The sequence below is a fragment of the Nocardia sp. NPDC087230 genome, assembly GCF_044744725.1.
Classification (GTDB): domain Bacteria; phylum Actinomycetota; class Actinomycetes; order Mycobacteriales; family Mycobacteriaceae; genus Nocardia; species Nocardia canadensis.
On sequence record NZ_JBIUYV010000001.1, the window covers coordinates 109,499 to 122,611 of the forward strand.

At 69.7% G+C, this 13,113-nt stretch carries 14 protein-coding genes and 1 riboswitch; of the genes, 9 read left to right on the plus strand and 5 right to left on the minus strand.

Annotated elements, in window-relative coordinates:
* Window positions 1-6 precede the first annotated feature (6 nt).
* From ACIO52_RS00570 to ACIO52_RS00590, 5 genes are all read right to left on the minus strand, one after another.
* On the minus strand, window positions 7-900 hold the full coding sequence (locus tag ACIO52_RS00570; RefSeq protein ID WP_402640468.1) for an ADP-ribosylglycohydrolase family protein: 894 nt from the start codon (window positions 898-900) through the stop codon (window positions 7-9).
* 106 nt (window positions 901-1,006) lie between these two features.
* The gene (locus ACIO52_RS00575) at window positions 1,007-1,837 is read right to left on the minus strand and encodes a DUF4265 domain-containing protein (protein WP_316576268.1); all 831 of its coding nucleotides are present in this window, start codon (window positions 1,835-1,837) and stop codon (window positions 1,007-1,009) included.
* Between the two features lie 27 nt (window positions 1,838-1,864).
* Entirely contained in the window at window positions 1,865-2,365 is a 501-nt protein-coding gene (locus ACIO52_RS00580) for a DUF5063 domain-containing protein (protein WP_402640472.1), read from the minus strand.
* A 41-nt stretch (window positions 2,366-2,406) separates the two neighbouring features.
* The gene (locus tag ACIO52_RS00585; protein ID WP_316576266.1) at window positions 2,407-3,603 is read right to left on the minus strand and encodes an MFS transporter; all 1,197 of its coding nucleotides are present in this window, start codon (window positions 3,601-3,603) and stop codon (window positions 2,407-2,409) included.
* On the minus strand, window positions 3,581-4,207 hold the full coding sequence (locus tag ACIO52_RS00590; protein ID WP_316576265.1) for an NAD(P)H-dependent oxidoreductase: 627 nt from the start codon (window positions 4,205-4,207) through the stop codon (window positions 3,581-3,583). The genes ACIO52_RS00585 and ACIO52_RS00590 overlap by 23 nt, the downstream gene beginning before the upstream one ends.
* Before the next feature lie 221 nt (window positions 4,208-4,428).
* Window positions 4,429-4,545, plus strand: a riboswitch (SAM riboswitch).
* 42 nt (window positions 4,546-4,587) lie between these two features.
* Here ACIO52_RS00590 and ACIO52_RS00595 point away from each other — a divergent pair.
* The 9 genes from ACIO52_RS00595 to ACIO52_RS00635 all read left to right on the plus strand — a co-directional run bounded on the left by ACIO52_RS00595 (window position 4,588) and on the right by ACIO52_RS00635 (window position 13,110).
* Window positions 4,588-5,751 carry an ABC transporter substrate-binding protein gene (locus ACIO52_RS00595; protein ID WP_316576264.1) on the plus strand — a complete coding sequence of 388 codons (1,164 nt, stop codon included), beginning with the start codon at window positions 4,588-4,590 and terminating at the stop codon, window positions 5,749-5,751.
* Window positions 5,751-7,586 carry an ABC transporter permease gene (locus ACIO52_RS00600; protein ID WP_402640476.1) on the plus strand — a complete coding sequence of 612 codons (1,836 nt, stop codon included), beginning with the start codon at window positions 5,751-5,753 and terminating at the stop codon, window positions 7,584-7,586. The genes ACIO52_RS00595 and ACIO52_RS00600 overlap by 1 nt, the downstream gene beginning before the upstream one ends.
* On the plus strand, window positions 7,567-8,466 hold the full coding sequence (locus ACIO52_RS00605) for an ABC transporter ATP-binding protein (RefSeq protein ID WP_402640479.1): 900 nt from the start codon (window positions 7,567-7,569) through the stop codon (window positions 8,464-8,466). Before ACIO52_RS00600 ends, ACIO52_RS00605 begins: the two co-directional genes overlap by 20 nt.
* Complete coding sequence (locus tag ACIO52_RS00610) at window positions 8,456-9,202, plus strand: ABC transporter ATP-binding protein (RefSeq protein ID WP_316576261.1); 747 nt, start codon at window positions 8,456-8,458, stop codon at window positions 9,200-9,202. The genes ACIO52_RS00605 and ACIO52_RS00610 overlap by 11 nt, the downstream gene beginning before the upstream one ends.
* Window positions 9,199-10,206: an LLM class flavin-dependent oxidoreductase gene (locus tag ACIO52_RS00615; protein ID WP_316576260.1), complete on the plus strand. Its 1,008-nt coding sequence runs from the start codon at window positions 9,199-9,201 to the stop codon at window positions 10,204-10,206. Before ACIO52_RS00610 ends, ACIO52_RS00615 begins: the two co-directional genes overlap by 4 nt.
* Complete coding sequence (locus tag ACIO52_RS00620) at window positions 10,203-10,673, plus strand: hypothetical protein (RefSeq protein WP_316576259.1); 471 nt, start codon at window positions 10,203-10,205, stop codon at window positions 10,671-10,673. The genes ACIO52_RS00615 and ACIO52_RS00620 overlap by 4 nt, the downstream gene beginning before the upstream one ends.
* Window positions 10,670-11,275, plus strand: a complete 606-nt coding sequence (locus ACIO52_RS00625; protein WP_316576258.1) for an alkylhydroperoxidase domain protein — start codon at window positions 10,670-10,672, stop codon at window positions 11,273-11,275. Before ACIO52_RS00620 ends, ACIO52_RS00625 begins: the two co-directional genes overlap by 4 nt.
* A gap of 360 nt (window positions 11,276-11,635) precedes the next feature.
* Complete coding sequence (locus ACIO52_RS00630) at window positions 11,636-12,241, plus strand: TetR/AcrR family transcriptional regulator (protein WP_218722090.1); 606 nt, start codon at window positions 11,636-11,638, stop codon at window positions 12,239-12,241.
* Window positions 12,241-13,110 (plus strand): alpha/beta fold hydrolase, encoded by an 870-nt coding sequence (locus ACIO52_RS00635; RefSeq protein ID WP_218722089.1) that lies wholly within the window; start codon window positions 12,241-12,243, stop codon window positions 13,108-13,110. The genes ACIO52_RS00630 and ACIO52_RS00635 overlap by 1 nt, the downstream gene beginning before the upstream one ends.
* Window positions 13,111-13,113: the final 3 nt, after the last annotated feature.

Sequence of the window (13,113 nt, forward strand, 5' to 3'; positions counted from 1 at the left end):
GGCGCCTCACACCACCCAGGCGGGCAATGCTTCCCGGGCTGTCAGCCAGTCCGGGGGCACCCCGCCCGGTGTCCCGATTCCCGTGCGCGCGGCCACGATTCCGCCCACGATCGCCGCGGTGGTGTCCGCGTCGCCGCCTGCCTCGACGCAGGCGGTGATCGCGGCCGGATAGTCGTCGAGAAAGCTCGCTGCCGCCCACAGCGTGAAGGGCACCGTGTCCTGCGCGCTCACCTGCGCGCCGTTGCCGAGCTCGTACGCGGCTTCGGCGACGGAGCGTCCGAGCAGTTCCCTGGCGCGCCGCACCCCACTCGCTGTCCGTCCCGGCACCAGGTACGGCTCCACCGCGTCCAGGAGTTCCGCCGGCGCGCAGTCCGTTCCGCGACCGGAAGCCGCCCAGCTCGCCGCCACCGCGACAGCCATCGCCCCCACGATCGCCTCCGGGTGCCGATGCGTCACCTCGGCCGTCGAGGCCGCCTCCGCCGCGGCCCGATCGAGATCACCGGCGAAATACGCCCCGAGCGGGGCCACCCGCATCGCCGCGCCGTTTCCCCACGACCCACGCCCGTCGAACAGCGCCCCGGCCGCCTCCGGCCAGGGCCTGCCGTCCCGAATCTGATGCAGCACAGCGACTGTCCCGCCGCTGTACCCGCGATACGGTTCGCACCGATCGGCGAACGTCGACGCCAGCGCGTCCCGGTCGATGCGCCCCCGCCGCCGAATCTCGGTGAACACCGAACACGCCATCTCGGTGTCATCGGTCCATTCCCACGGCCCCGCCGGCGGCCGCCCGGCCACCAGTTCCGTCACCGACCGACCTGGCACGAAGAACTGTGCTCCCAGCGCATCCCCGACCGACAGTCCGTCCAGGCTGTCGCGAGCGGTCTCGAATTCCCTCACCATGTGCCGGTCATCCTGCCACCCGGTAATGGTTGTCGCAACTAGAACTACTGGCCGCGCTGGTGGCGGCGGCCCGCCATGGATCGCGCCTGCGCCGTTTCGGCGACCGCTACTCGGTGTCCTCGTCGGCGTAGCTGAAGTCCTCGATGGTCCAGGGATCGGTGGGCTGGTCGCGCCAGGCGAGTCTGCCGGGGGACAACGTGGACAGCTCGATGACCGAGGAGTCGGCGTCGGTGACGTGCTGGATGGGCAAAAGGGTGGCGGTGTCGGCGCCGAGGGGGTCGCCGGAGCCGTCGCCGACGATCCACTCGCCGTCGGGGTCGCGAACGACGACCAGCGCGGGGCTCTCGCCGGTGGCGACGGTGTTGTAGACGTAGGCCGTGACCTCGGCGGGGAAGGTCAGTCCGTATGGCGGCGGGGGTGGGTCGCTCGGGTTGTGCTCGGCGAGTGCCGGTGTGGCGGTGCGCCATCGGTCGGTAGCGGCGCCGATGTCGTAGCACCACAGGCCGTCGGCATGGCCCTGGGCGAGGGTGGCTTTGGTCTCCTCGAGATCGCTGTCGGCGGGGACGTTCAGCGCGACCAGGCCGGTGGCGCTGCCTTCGCCCTCGACACCGAGCGGTTCGAAGGCGTCGAGCACGGCCTGGCGGACCTCGGCGCGCAGGCAGCCCTCGACCGGGATGACCCGGATCGTGCAGTTCCCGGACGGCTCGAGCACGTCCCCGGCCCACAGCACGCCCTCGTCGTCCGCCTCGACCGCGATCACGTCACCCAGCGCGACGCCAGTGGCGTGAAAAGGGATGTTGTCCAGCCGAACCCGCTTCTCGTCGAGCCGGACGGCCCACATCCGTTCCGTGCTGAACGCGTGCCAACCCGAGGGGTCGTCCGGCAGCCGGAACACCACCCGCACGTAGTCGGTGTCGTCGTCCTCATTCACGGTCATGCGGGAGAGCATGCCAGGGCGATACGCCTATTTCCGGAGAAGGTCGGCGTGCAGCGCGGCGTGCAGCGGGCGCAGCGCGTCGACCGCGTGCCTGCCCCAATGCGCGATGAACGACAGTCGCCACTCGAACACCACGTCGTGCCAGTCCGATCCGGTGTCGAGCGCGTCGAGGCCGTGGCGCAGGTCGCGCCAGATGTCGGTGAGGTCGTCGGCCAGCGAGCCCGCGCTCACGGGCGCTTCGGTCGTCGTGTCGAGATTCGACCAGTAGAGGTCGGCACGGCCCAGCACCTCGCCCAGCTGCTCGAACCGCTGGAACCACCGATCCCGGCTGATGAAATCCGGTACCGCGGTCGCGGTCGGCTCCACGTGCGGTAGCGCGCACCCGGCCGCGACGAGCCCGGCGAGCACCGGCACGAGGACTCGTGCCAGTGCCGCCGGCTTCCGCTCACCGGTGAGTCCCTCGACGGCCGCGCAGTACTCGCGCGCGGCTCGGACGAACGTCTCGACCTCCGGCGGCTTCGCACTCATCCGGTAAGGATGGTCGGCTCGCCGAACCTCGGCAAGTCCCCTCAGACGCCGCGCACCCGCGTCGACGCGAAGGCCGCCGCCGCGCCACCGACGCCGAGCGCGGCGATGGCGAGCGCGACCGCGGCGAAGCCCGCGTGGGCGACCAGGCTGGCCACCTGGGGGCCCGCGCTGGCTCCGAGGAACAGGGCGAAGGTGTAGAGCGCGGTGGCCGCGCCCCTGGCCGCGCCCGCGTGCGCCGCGATCGCCTGGACCGCGGCGGGCGCTGCGATCGCGACCGCCGCCACGAACGCGAACAGCCACGTGCCGACCCAGAGCCCACCCAGCGGCACGGCGGTGAGCGCGGCCGCGATCCCGGCCGCGCCGAGGGCGGTGATCAGCCGGAGCTCCGGATTGATCGTCGCCAGCCTGCTCGCCAGCAGCGGGATCGCGATCATGGCCGGGATCGCGCTGGCCCGCAGGGCGAGCAGGGCCGTGCTACCGGTGCCGATGCCGTCGGGCGGGGCCAGCTGGATCCCGGTGTAGATGCCGACGAACGACCCGAGCACGGCCAGGCAGCTCAGGTAGAGCAGGGCGAGGCGGGGCGTGCGCAGCAGCGCCGCGAAGGCCACGCCGACCGAGCGTGCCGACGCGCTGCCGCCCGCCCGCTGCCCTGGTTCGAGCACCAGCCGCAAGACGACGGCCGAGACCGCGAACGCCAGCGCGCCCGCCACGAAGACCGCCCGCCAGCCGAACGCGTCGTCGACCAGTTGCGCCACTACCTGCGCGATCACGCCCGCGCCGAGGAACGAACTGGTCAGGCAGGTGAGTGCGAAGACCCGCCGCTGCGGCGCGATCCGCTCGGCGAGGTAGGCGAAGGCCGCCGGTGCGAAGAAGGACGCGGTCAAGCCCTGCGCCACCCTGGCGGCGAGGCCGGCGCCGAGATTCGGCGCGGCTATCACCAGCAGGGTGGACAGGGCGGTCGCCGCCAGGCCCCCGACGATCACCGGGCGGCGCCCCCACTGGTCCGAGAGCGGACCGGTGACCAGGAATCCCGCCCCGTAGGCCAGCCCGAACGCAGTGGTGGTCCAGGTGGCCGCGGCGCGGGAGGTGTCCCACACCGCGGCCAGGTCGCCCAGCACCGGCAACACCACGTAGAGCTGGCCGACGACGAGAATCCCGACGGCACAGACCGTCGCGACGGTCCGGCCGGTCGGCGCCCACCCCCGATCCGTCGACTCAGTAGTCGCCGGCGAGCTCACGCGCACGTTCCTGAGCCGCGTCGAAGCCGACCTGGGGGTCTTCGGTGAGTACGGTCGGGGCGAAGCGGATCTCGGCCACGTCCTTCACCCCGACGAACCGCAGCCAGTCCTGCACGAACGGGGTGGCGAAGTCGTTGCCGAACTGGATCGGCACCCCCGGCTGGTGCACGCCGCTGGTGTAGACGGTGACGGCGCGCTTGCCCTCGAGCAGGCCGCTGTAGCCCACCTCGGGATCGAAGGCGAACGCCCAGCCGGGCTGGGTGACGATGTCGACGTACTGCTTGAGGATGTAGGGCACGCCGTGGTTCCAGATCGGGATGTTGAGGACGTAGAGGTCGGCCGCGGCGAACCGGTCGAACACGGTGCGCGCCTGCTCCCAGGCGGCGACCTGTTCGGGCGTCTGCTCCGAGCCGGTGAAGACGGCCAGTTTGGCGGCGGCCGCGTGGGTGCCGAAGTCGGGCAGGCCCGCGTCGAACAGGTCGAGGGTGTCGACGCGCAGGCCGGAATCCCGCGCGGCGAGGGCTTCGATGAAAGTCTGTGCGATAGCGCGGGATTGGCTGAATTCGCCGCGGGCGGAAGCGTTGATGTGCAGCAGAGTGGTCATGGGAATAGCAGTACCGAGCCGGGTGAACGTCGACAATGATTTGTCGCAGGCTGCGCTGATCGGTCACCGATTTCGGCCGGCACTTTTTGTCTCGAGCTGATCGCAAATCGGTCGTGCGCCGATCGCCGCAGCTAGGGCCGTATCCGACTGTCCCGGAACGGCATCAGTGGTGGTCATGAATCGCCGGACGCCGCGTGACCTGCTGCTACATTTCCTCCCACGGTCACGAGTATCAGCACTTTCGAGCCCCGGCTCGCTGATCGGCAACCCTCGCTCGGCGGTGGGGTGCCCCGGGTGACGACCAGGTGCTCTCGACAGGGAGAGCGCAAGCGCCGAAGGGTTCTTTCGTGCGTTCGGCATGTTCGAAGGAAAAATCAGCAATGAGCAAGTTCTCGATCGGCTCGCGCCGTCGTGTCAAGATTGTCGCCGGTGCGCTGGCGGCGGTGACGGTGGCCGCCGCGGTGGTCGGTTGCAGTGATTCCGGTAGCGGCGAATCCGCCGATGGACCGGTATATTTCGGTGTCTCGGGGCCCCGGACCGGTCCGTCGGCCGAGTACGGGCGCCTGTGGCAACAGGGCTTCGAGCTGGCTCTGGACGAGATCAACGCCGCGGGCGGTATCAACGGCCGCAAGGTCGAATTGAAGTGGGAGGACTCGCAGTCCGATCCCAAGCAGACCGTGCCCATCGCCACCAAGTTCGTCGACGACAAGTCGATCATCGCCGAGCTGGGCGACTTCTCCTCGCCTGCCTCGATCGCGGCGTCGCCGATCTACAACCGCGGCAAGCTCGTCCAGTACGGCTTCACCAACTCCGCGGTCGACTTCACCAAGGCGGGCGACTACTCGTGGAGCCCGTCGATCACCCTCGACGTGTTCCAGGAGCGCAATGCCGAGTGGGTGTCGAAGAAAGCCAAGAAGGTTTCGGTGGTCTACCTCGAAACCGACTGGGGTAAGCAGGCTTTCCAGTTCTTCGAGAAATTCGCCGCGCAGAAGGGCGTGGAGATCGTCTACTCCTCGCCCATCCTGCCCGACTCCACCGATGTGAAGCCGATACTGATCAAGGGCCGCGAGGCCAACCCTGACGCGGTGGTGCACCTGGGCTACGGCCCCGACGGCGCGCTGGTGGTCAAGCAGCTGCGTGATGTGGGCTTCACCGGCCAGTTCTTCGGTGGCCAGAACACCCCGCAGTTCATCTCGCTGGCCGGCGCGGCCGCCGAGGGCGACATCGTCAACGGAATCTTCAGCCCCGCCGACCCGGACCCGAAGGTGCAGGACTTCGTCACCAAGTTCCGCAAGAAGTTCAACACCGATCCGGGTGACTTCAACGTCTACGCCTACGACGCGCTGCACGTGGTGGCGCAAGCGGCCGAGAAGGGCGGCGCGACCCGCGAGGGCATCCTCGACGGTCTCCGGACCGAAACGCAGTTCACCGGAATCGGCCTCGGCACCTTCGCCTTCGACCAGGAAACGCGACGCCCGAAGGGCGTGACCCCGCGTGAGCTGGTGCTGAAGGAAGGCAAGTTCGTGCCGACCGGCAACCGCTGATGTTCGACACGCTGATCGCCGGTGTGGTCCACGGCAACGCGTACGCGCTGCTCGCCGTGGGCATCACCCTCATCTTCGGTGTCACCAATGTCATCAACTTCGCGCACGGCGCGGTGTTCGCGCTCGGGTCGATCCTGGGCTGGTGGTTCATCGCCGAGCAGGGCCTTCCGCTCTGGCTGACCATCGTGCTGGTGCTCGCGATCACCGCCGCCGTCGGTGTGCTCATCGATGTGCTGGCGGTGCATCCGCTGCGCAAGGCGCCCGCCATCGCGGCACTGCTGGCGACGGTCGCAGCCGGGTTGATCATCGAGAACCTGACCCAGATCGTCTTCGGGCCGGACACCCGTCCGTTCCCACAGGTGCTGCCCACCAACAACTTCCAGCTCGGTGGGGTCCGCTTCGGCACCTCCGATCTGGTGATGTTCGCGATCACCCTGGTGGTGATGGCCGGGCTGGCCGGGTTCCTCCGGTTCAGCCGCTACGGCCTGGCCATCCGGGCCACGGCCCAGGATCCCGACGCCGCCGCCCAGATGGGGATCGGGGTGAGCCGCATCCAGGTGCTGGCCTTCGCCATCGCCTCCGGGCTCGGCGGTCTGGCCGGCATCTTCGTCGGCCTGTACAACTCGAACATCTCGCCGACCAGCGGCACCCTCGCGGGGCTGACCGGGTTCGTCGCCGCCACCATCGGTGGCCTCGGCTCGATCCCCGGCGCGGTGATCGGCGGGTTCGCGCTCGGCATTCTGGAGGCGTTCGGGATCTACGTCTTCGGTGACGGCTACCGCGACCTGATCACCTTCGGCGTGCTGGTGGCGTTCCTGATCCTGCGGCCCGGCGGCCTGCTGGCCAAGGTGCCCGCGATCAGCGCCGAACCGCTCACCGGCACCTTCCTCGGGGTCGGCAGGCAGTTGCGGGTGCGGTGGTGGCACGCGGTCGCCGCGTTCGCGGTAGCGGCGCTGATCGTGCCGCTGGTCGCCGACGACTACGCCATCGTGGTCGGCACCCAGATCCTGGCCTACGCCATCGTCGCGGTCTCGATGACGCTGGTGGCGGGCTCGGCGGGACAGCTGGTGATCGGGCAGGCCGGGCCGATCGCGATCGGCGCGTACACCTCGGCGATCCTCACGGTGAACCACGACTGGCCGTTCCTGGCGGCCGCGCTGACCGGCGGCGTGCTGGCCGCGGTCGTCTCCTCGATCCTGGCCGCGCCGCTGTGGAACCTGAACGGGCATTACGTCGCGATCGCCACGCTGGGCATCGGCATCGTGATCGTCGCGGTGATCCGCAACTGGGAGTCGTTGACCCGGGGCAGCTACGGCATCTTCGGCATTCCGGTGCCGAGCGTCCTCGGTCACGAGTTCGCCGAGAACACCGAGGTCTTCTGGCTGGACCTGGCGTTCCTGGCGGTCACCGTCGCTGTGGTGGTCGGGGTGCAGCGCTCGCGCCTGGGCACCGCGTTGCGCGCGGTCGGGGCCGACGAGGTCGCGGCGCGCTCCTCCGGCGTCCCGGTGCGGGACTACAAGGCGCTGGCCTTCGCGATCAGCGCGCTGTTCTCCGGGATCGCGGGCGCGCTGCTGGCCCACCAGTACAGCTATATCGACCCGACCGTGTTCAACCTGCCCATGTCCCTGCTGATCGTCACCATTCTCGTGCTCGGTGGCACCGGATCGCCCTACGGCGCGGTGCTCGGCGCGGCGGTGCTGATCGGCGTCCCCGAGGCGCTGCGACTGGCGCCCGAGGCACGCATCCTGCTCTACGGCGTGGTGTTGCTGCTGATCATCCGGTTCCGCCCGCAGGGCGTTCTGGTGAGGAGAGAACGTGTCCCCGTCCACGCCTGACCCCCTGCTCTCGGTCACCGGCCTGCACAAGTCCTTCGGCGGCGTGCAGGCGGTGAACGGCGTCGAATTGCGGGTCGCCCCCGGCGAATTCGTGTCCATCATCGGTCCCAACGGTTCCGGCAAGACGACCACCGTCAATCTCGTCTCGGGCGTGCTCGGCCCGGACGAGGGGCGGGTGGAGGTCGGCGGCGTCCGCTTGCGGCCCGGCTCGCAGGAGGCCGCGGCCAGGGCCGGGATCGCCCGAACGTTCCAGAACGGCCGGGTGTTCGGCAATCTGACGGTGCGCGAGAACGTCGAGATCGGCCTGCACACCACGATCACCGCGGCCCGCCCGTGGCAGTCGGTGGCCCGGATCCCGGTGCTGCGCTGGGTTCCGCTGCTGGCCGAGACGGTGCTGGCGCTGGTGCCGACGCCCGCGGTCCGCGCGGAACGCCGCGCGACCACCGCCCTGGTCGACACCCAGCTGGCCCGCTTCGCGGAACGCCTCGAACCCCGCGCCGAGCACAACGCCTACACCCTGTCCTACGCCAACCGCCGTCGCACCGAGATCGCCAGAGCGTTGGCGCTGCGCCCGACGGTGCTGCTGCTCGACGAGCCGGCGGCGGGCATGAATCAGACCGAGACGGCCGAGGTCGGGCGGCAACTCGCCGAGCTGAAAGCCGCCGGGCAGACGATCGTGCTCGTGGAACACAAACTGGAGCTGGTGAACGCACTGTCGGACCGGGTGATCGTGCTCGACGAGGGCCGCATCATCGCCGAGGGCACACCGGAGCAGATCCAGCACGACGAGCGCGTCGTCGAGGCCTACCTCGGGCGGCGCAGACGCCGCACGCCGCCCGCCGCTGTGCCGAACGAGAAGGTGACTGTCGGTGCCGAATGACGACAAGACCACGCCCATCCTCGAATTCGACGAGGTCACCGTGCACTACGGTCCCTCGCGGGCGCTGGACAAGGTGTCGCTGAGCGTGCGCCCCGGCGAGATCGTCTCGCTGCTCGGCGGCAACGCCTCCGGCAAGTCGACGACGATGAAGACCGCACTCGGCCTGCTGCGCCCGAGTTCGGGTGCGGTCCGCATCGACGGTGTCGACGTGAGCACCAGCCCACCGGCCGAGCGGATCGAGGCGGGACTGGCCTCGGTGCCCGAGGCCCGGCGCGTGTTCCCCGCGATGACGGTGGAGGAGAACCTCTACGTCGGCGGCTACATCCGCAAGGAGCGCCGCTCGGTGCTCGCGGCCAGGGCCGCCGAACTGTACGAGCACTTCCCGCGCCTGCGCGAGCGCCGGACCCAGCAGGCGGGCACCCTGTCCGGCGGCGAACAGCAGATGCTCGCCTTCGCCAGGGCGCTGATGAGCAAGCCACGGCTGATCTGCATGGACGAGCCGACGATGGGGCTCTCGCCGCTGTTCGTCGACCGGGTGCTCGACGAGATCGCCCGGCTCAACGCCGAATTGGGCCTGGCCATCCTGATCGTCGAGCAGCAGGCGGAGCTGGCGCTGTCGATCGCGCATACCGGAAACGTGTTGCGCGGCGGACAGATCGTGTTGCGCGGCACCGCGGCCGAGCTCCTCGACGATCCCGCCATCCGCGACGCCTACCTCGGAAAGGCCGCCGCATGAGCGGGCTGCGGCTCGGCCTGTTCACACGGCTGGTCCGCTACCACGACGCGCAGACCGCGGCCCAGGTCTACGCCGACGCGCTGGCCCAGATCGGGCTGGCCGAGGAACTGGGCTACGACACCGCCTGGGTGGCCCAGCACCACGTGGACCCGGCCGAGGGCGGCCTGCCGTCGCCGCTGGTGTTCCTCGCGCACGCGGCGGCCCGGTTCGAACGGATCCGGCTCGGGACCGCCATCGTCACCCTGGGGCTCGAGGACCCGATCCGGGTCGCCGAGGACGCGGCGGTGCTGGACACCCTGTCCGGCGGCCGCCTCGAATTGGGTTATGGCAGCGGCGGGTCCAAGAGTTCCTTCGCGCTGTTCGGGATCGCGCCCGAGGACAGGCAGCGCGTGTACGTCGAGAAGCTGGCGGCGATCACCGCGGCCCTCGACGGCGCGGAACTGGTTCCCGGCCGGGCCTTGCATCCACCGGTGGCCTCGCTGCGCGATCGGGTCTGGCACGCCAGTTTCTCGGTGGAGGGCGCGGCCCGGGCAGGCGGGGCGGGTGCGGGTCTGCTGCTCTCGCGGACCCAGCCACGGGACCCGGGTGTCGCGCTCGACGACGTGCAGGCGCGGTTGATCAGCGCCTACCGGGACAACCTGCCCGGCGGCGCGATCGCCCGAATCGGTGCCTCTCGTAGCGTTTTCGTCGCCGACACCCATGAGGAAGCCCACCGGTGGGCGCAGCGGGGAGCCCTGCGCTTCCTGGAACACCTTCGTACCGCGGGGATTCCGGAAGTGGCGTCCACCGTCGAGGAGGTGCTGCGCGACTCCGCCATCGGCACTCCCGACGAGGTCGCCGCGCAGCTGGCCGCCGATCGCGCGGTCGGCGCTGCCACCGATCTCATCGTCCAGGTTCATCCGATCGATCCCGACCAGCGCGCCGTGCTGCGATCGATCGAACTTCTCGCCACCGAGGTAGCACCGCGCCTCGGCAGGCAGGTCAGCGAAAGGGGTTCGGCATGAGTGCCGCGACCGATGTCATCGATGCGGTGCTCGGCACCGAGGCGGCGGCCAGGGTCGCCGTCGTCCGACGGTCCAGGCCGGCGGTCGTCGAACACACCCAGGGCGTGCACGACGCGCTGTTCGAGGGACCGGCGGGCCTGGCCTTCGGTCCGCGGCGGTTGGCCGCCATCGCGGCGCATGTCGCCACCCTGGCCGAGGCCACCGAGCTCGCCGCCTACTACGCGGGCCGCGCGGGAAGCGCTGGGAACGAACCGGATTCGGCGGGCGACACCGTACTGGCCGCCGCGCTGCGGCACGCGGCCCGGCTCACCACCGCGCCGGCCACGAGCACTCGCGCCCATATCGACGTGCTGCTGGCGGCGGGTCTGTCGGAGACCGATGTCGTTACCGTCTCCCAGCTCGTCGGGTTCGTGAACTACCAGGTCCGCCTGCTGGCCGGCCTCGAATTGATCGGAGCCGCACGATGACCGAGGTCCGTGATGTCCAGACTCTCGCGCGCCCGGCCGGTTTCACCCAGGACCAGCTCGACTGGGTGCCCTGGGTCGAGCCGATCGCGCTCGCCGACGCCGACCAGCGGCAGCGCCCGCTGCTGGAAGGCGGGCGCGGGGAGAGTCCGTACTTTCGGCTGCTGGCCCGCAATGCCGAGGTGCTGGCCCATCGCAGCGCCAACGACAAGGACATCTTCTACAGCAGGGAGGGGTTGACGCGCGCCGAACGCGAACTCGCCGCGACGGTTACTTCCCGGTTCAACGGATGTGAGTACTGCGCGTCGGTACACTCTCGTTTCACATCCCAGTTGTCCAAGCGCGCCGACGATGTCCAGCGGCTGCTCGACGACGGGGTGACGGTCCGGATCGACGAACGTTGGGACGCGATCATCGATTTCACCGCCGCGCTGGCCGCGCACCCGCCCCGGCCCGCGCACGCGGAACTGGCGCGGCTGCGCCTGCTGGGATTCGATGACGCCGACATTCACGATCTGGTGCTGTCGACGGCGTCGTTCTCGTGGGCGAACCGGCTCATGTCGAGCCTGGGCGAGCCGGAAGTTCCTGGGGCTTGTGCCAAGTGACAAAAAAGTTCTAGGAAATTCCTCTAAAACACTCCCTGTTCAGATTTGCCTCGGTATCGTCCGAGACGGCAAATGGCCAGTGACAACGTAGTCACAAAGCATCAACTTGGAGTGACACATGCTTTACAACATCACCGATGACGGCTCTGACGGCAACATCCTGACCCTGCTGCTGGGCCTGCTCACCAGCTCGCTCAGCACCGGTTCTGCGCAGGCCTCGGGCAACTGAGCGGACTGTAGCCAACTTTCGGCTAACGCGCGGTAAGCCGGAAGGGCAGCCGAAGGGCCCGATCCATGACGAGGGGATCGGGCCCTTCGGTATTGTCAGCGACAATGTCACAGGATGCGAATACGGGACGAATGTATGCCGGGCAACCCGTAGAGGACCGGCAACGCCAGCGGCGTGCGCGTTTTCTGGAGTCAGGCCTGACGGTCTTCGCGCGCGACGGGTACGCCAACAGCTCGGTCGGTGCCATCTGTAAGGACGCGGGACTGTCGTCCCGTCAGTTCTACGAGGAGTTCACCGGCCGCGAGTCGCTGCTGTTGGAACTGTACGAGCAGATCGATCGGCAATCGCGCGAAGCGGTCGCCACTGCTCTCGAAGCGAAGACCGACGCGACGGTGCTCGAACAGATCGATGCCGCCGTGCGCGCCTACGTCGAGGCGATCGGCGCCGATCCACGCAAGGCGCGGGTGGCGCTCGTCGAGGTGGTCGGCGCGGGCCCCAAGGTGGAGAAGTTCCGGCTGGAGCTACGGCGCGTGTGGGGCTCGCTGCTGGCCAGCGCCGCCGAGGACGCCGCCATGCACGGCGAGATCCCCTCCGGTGACTACGAGCTGCGCGTGCTGGCCATCATCGGCGCGGTCAACTATGTCGTCGACGGCTGGAGCGGTTCCGATCCGCGGCCGCCGCTCGACGACGTGATCCAAGTGCTGAGCCGGGTGATCCTCGGTGCGGTAGGGGCCTGATGCCCCGGGTCGAGGTCGTCCCGATCCAGGTGCCCGACGGCACCACCCTGCCCGTGCGGCTCATCCCCGCGCGCGGCCCGCATCGACATCCGGTGACTCCGGACGCGCCGCGACCGGTCGTCGTCATCGTGCCCGGCCTCGCCGTGCCCGGTGAGTTCTACGAGTACTTCGGCGACCGGCTGGCCCAGCGCGGCTTCGACGTCGCCATCGGCGAGCTGCGCGGCAACGGTGACAGCACGCACCGGCCCGACGCCGACAGCGCCTACGGCTACCACGAATTGGCCTCCGTCGACTTCCCGGCGATCCTGCAGGCGGTGCGCGACCGGTTCCCCGGCAGCACGCCCTACCTGCTCGGCCACAGCATGGGCGGGCAGCTCGCCGTCCTCTACGCCGCCAGGGCGCGCGGGCGGATCGCCGGGCTGATCCTGATCGCGTCCGGCACGCCGTACTTCCGCGGATATCGCGGGGTGCTCGGGCCGGGGATGCTGGTCGGCACGGCCGCGGTGGCGGTCGCGTCGAATCTGGCCGGGTTCTGGCCGGGGGACATGCTCGGCCGCCGCGCCTTCGGCAGGCAGTCCAAGGTGCTCATGTCGGATTGGGCGCGGCTGGCCCGCACCGGGCGCTTCGTGCCCGTCGGCGCCGATATCGACTACGAGGAACGGATCTCGCGGTTGAAGTTCCCGATCCTGTCGATCACTGTGGCCGGCGACGACCTGGCGCCGCAGACCTCCGCCGACCACCTGCTGAGCAAACTGCCCGCGGCGCCGGTGACCCGGTGGTTCCAGCCGGAGGCCCTCGGGCACAACGGCTGGATCACCAATCCGGATTCCACGGTCGACGTCGTCGAGAAGTGGCTGCGCGACCGCTAGGGC

What these genes read in the sequence shown, in the direction of transcription:
- ACIO52_RS00625 (WP_316576258.1), top strand. Translation starts at nt 10,670, where the DNA reads ATGACCGAGGTCCGTGATGTCCAGACTCTCGCGCGCCCGGCCGGTTTC.
- ACIO52_RS00595 (WP_316576264.1), top strand. Translation starts at nt 4,588, where the DNA reads ATGAGCAAGTTCTCGATCGGCTCGCGCCGTCGTGTCAAGATTGTCGCC.
- ACIO52_RS00630 (WP_218722090.1), top strand. Translation starts at nt 11,636, where the DNA reads ATGTATGCCGGGCAACCCGTAGAGGACCGGCAACGCCAGCGGCGTGCG.
- ACIO52_RS00635 (WP_218722089.1), top strand. Translation starts at nt 12,241, where the DNA reads ATGCCCCGGGTCGAGGTCGTCCCGATCCAGGTGCCCGACGGCACCACC.
- ACIO52_RS00590 (WP_316576265.1), bottom strand. Translation starts at nt 4,207, where the DNA reads ATGACCACTCTGCTGCACATCAACGCTTCCGCCCGCGGCGAATTCAGC.
- ACIO52_RS00580 (WP_402640472.1), bottom strand. Translation starts at nt 2,365, where the DNA reads ATGAGTGCGAAGCCGCCGGAGGTCGAGACGTTCGTCCGAGCCGCGCGC.
- ACIO52_RS00620 (WP_316576259.1), top strand. Translation starts at nt 10,203, where the DNA reads ATGAGTGCCGCGACCGATGTCATCGATGCGGTGCTCGGCACCGAGGCG.
- ACIO52_RS00615 (WP_316576260.1), top strand. Translation starts at nt 9,199, where the DNA reads ATGAGCGGGCTGCGGCTCGGCCTGTTCACACGGCTGGTCCGCTACCAC.
- ACIO52_RS00570 (WP_402640468.1), bottom strand. Translation starts at nt 900, where the DNA reads ATGGTGAGGGAATTCGAGACCGCTCGCGACAGCCTGGACGGACTGTCG.
- ACIO52_RS00600 (WP_402640476.1), top strand. Translation starts at nt 5,751, where the DNA reads ATGTTCGACACGCTGATCGCCGGTGTGGTCCACGGCAACGCGTACGCG.
- ACIO52_RS00575 (WP_316576268.1), bottom strand. Translation starts at nt 1,837, where the DNA reads ATGACCGTGAATGAGGACGACGACACCGACTACGTGCGGGTGGTGTTC.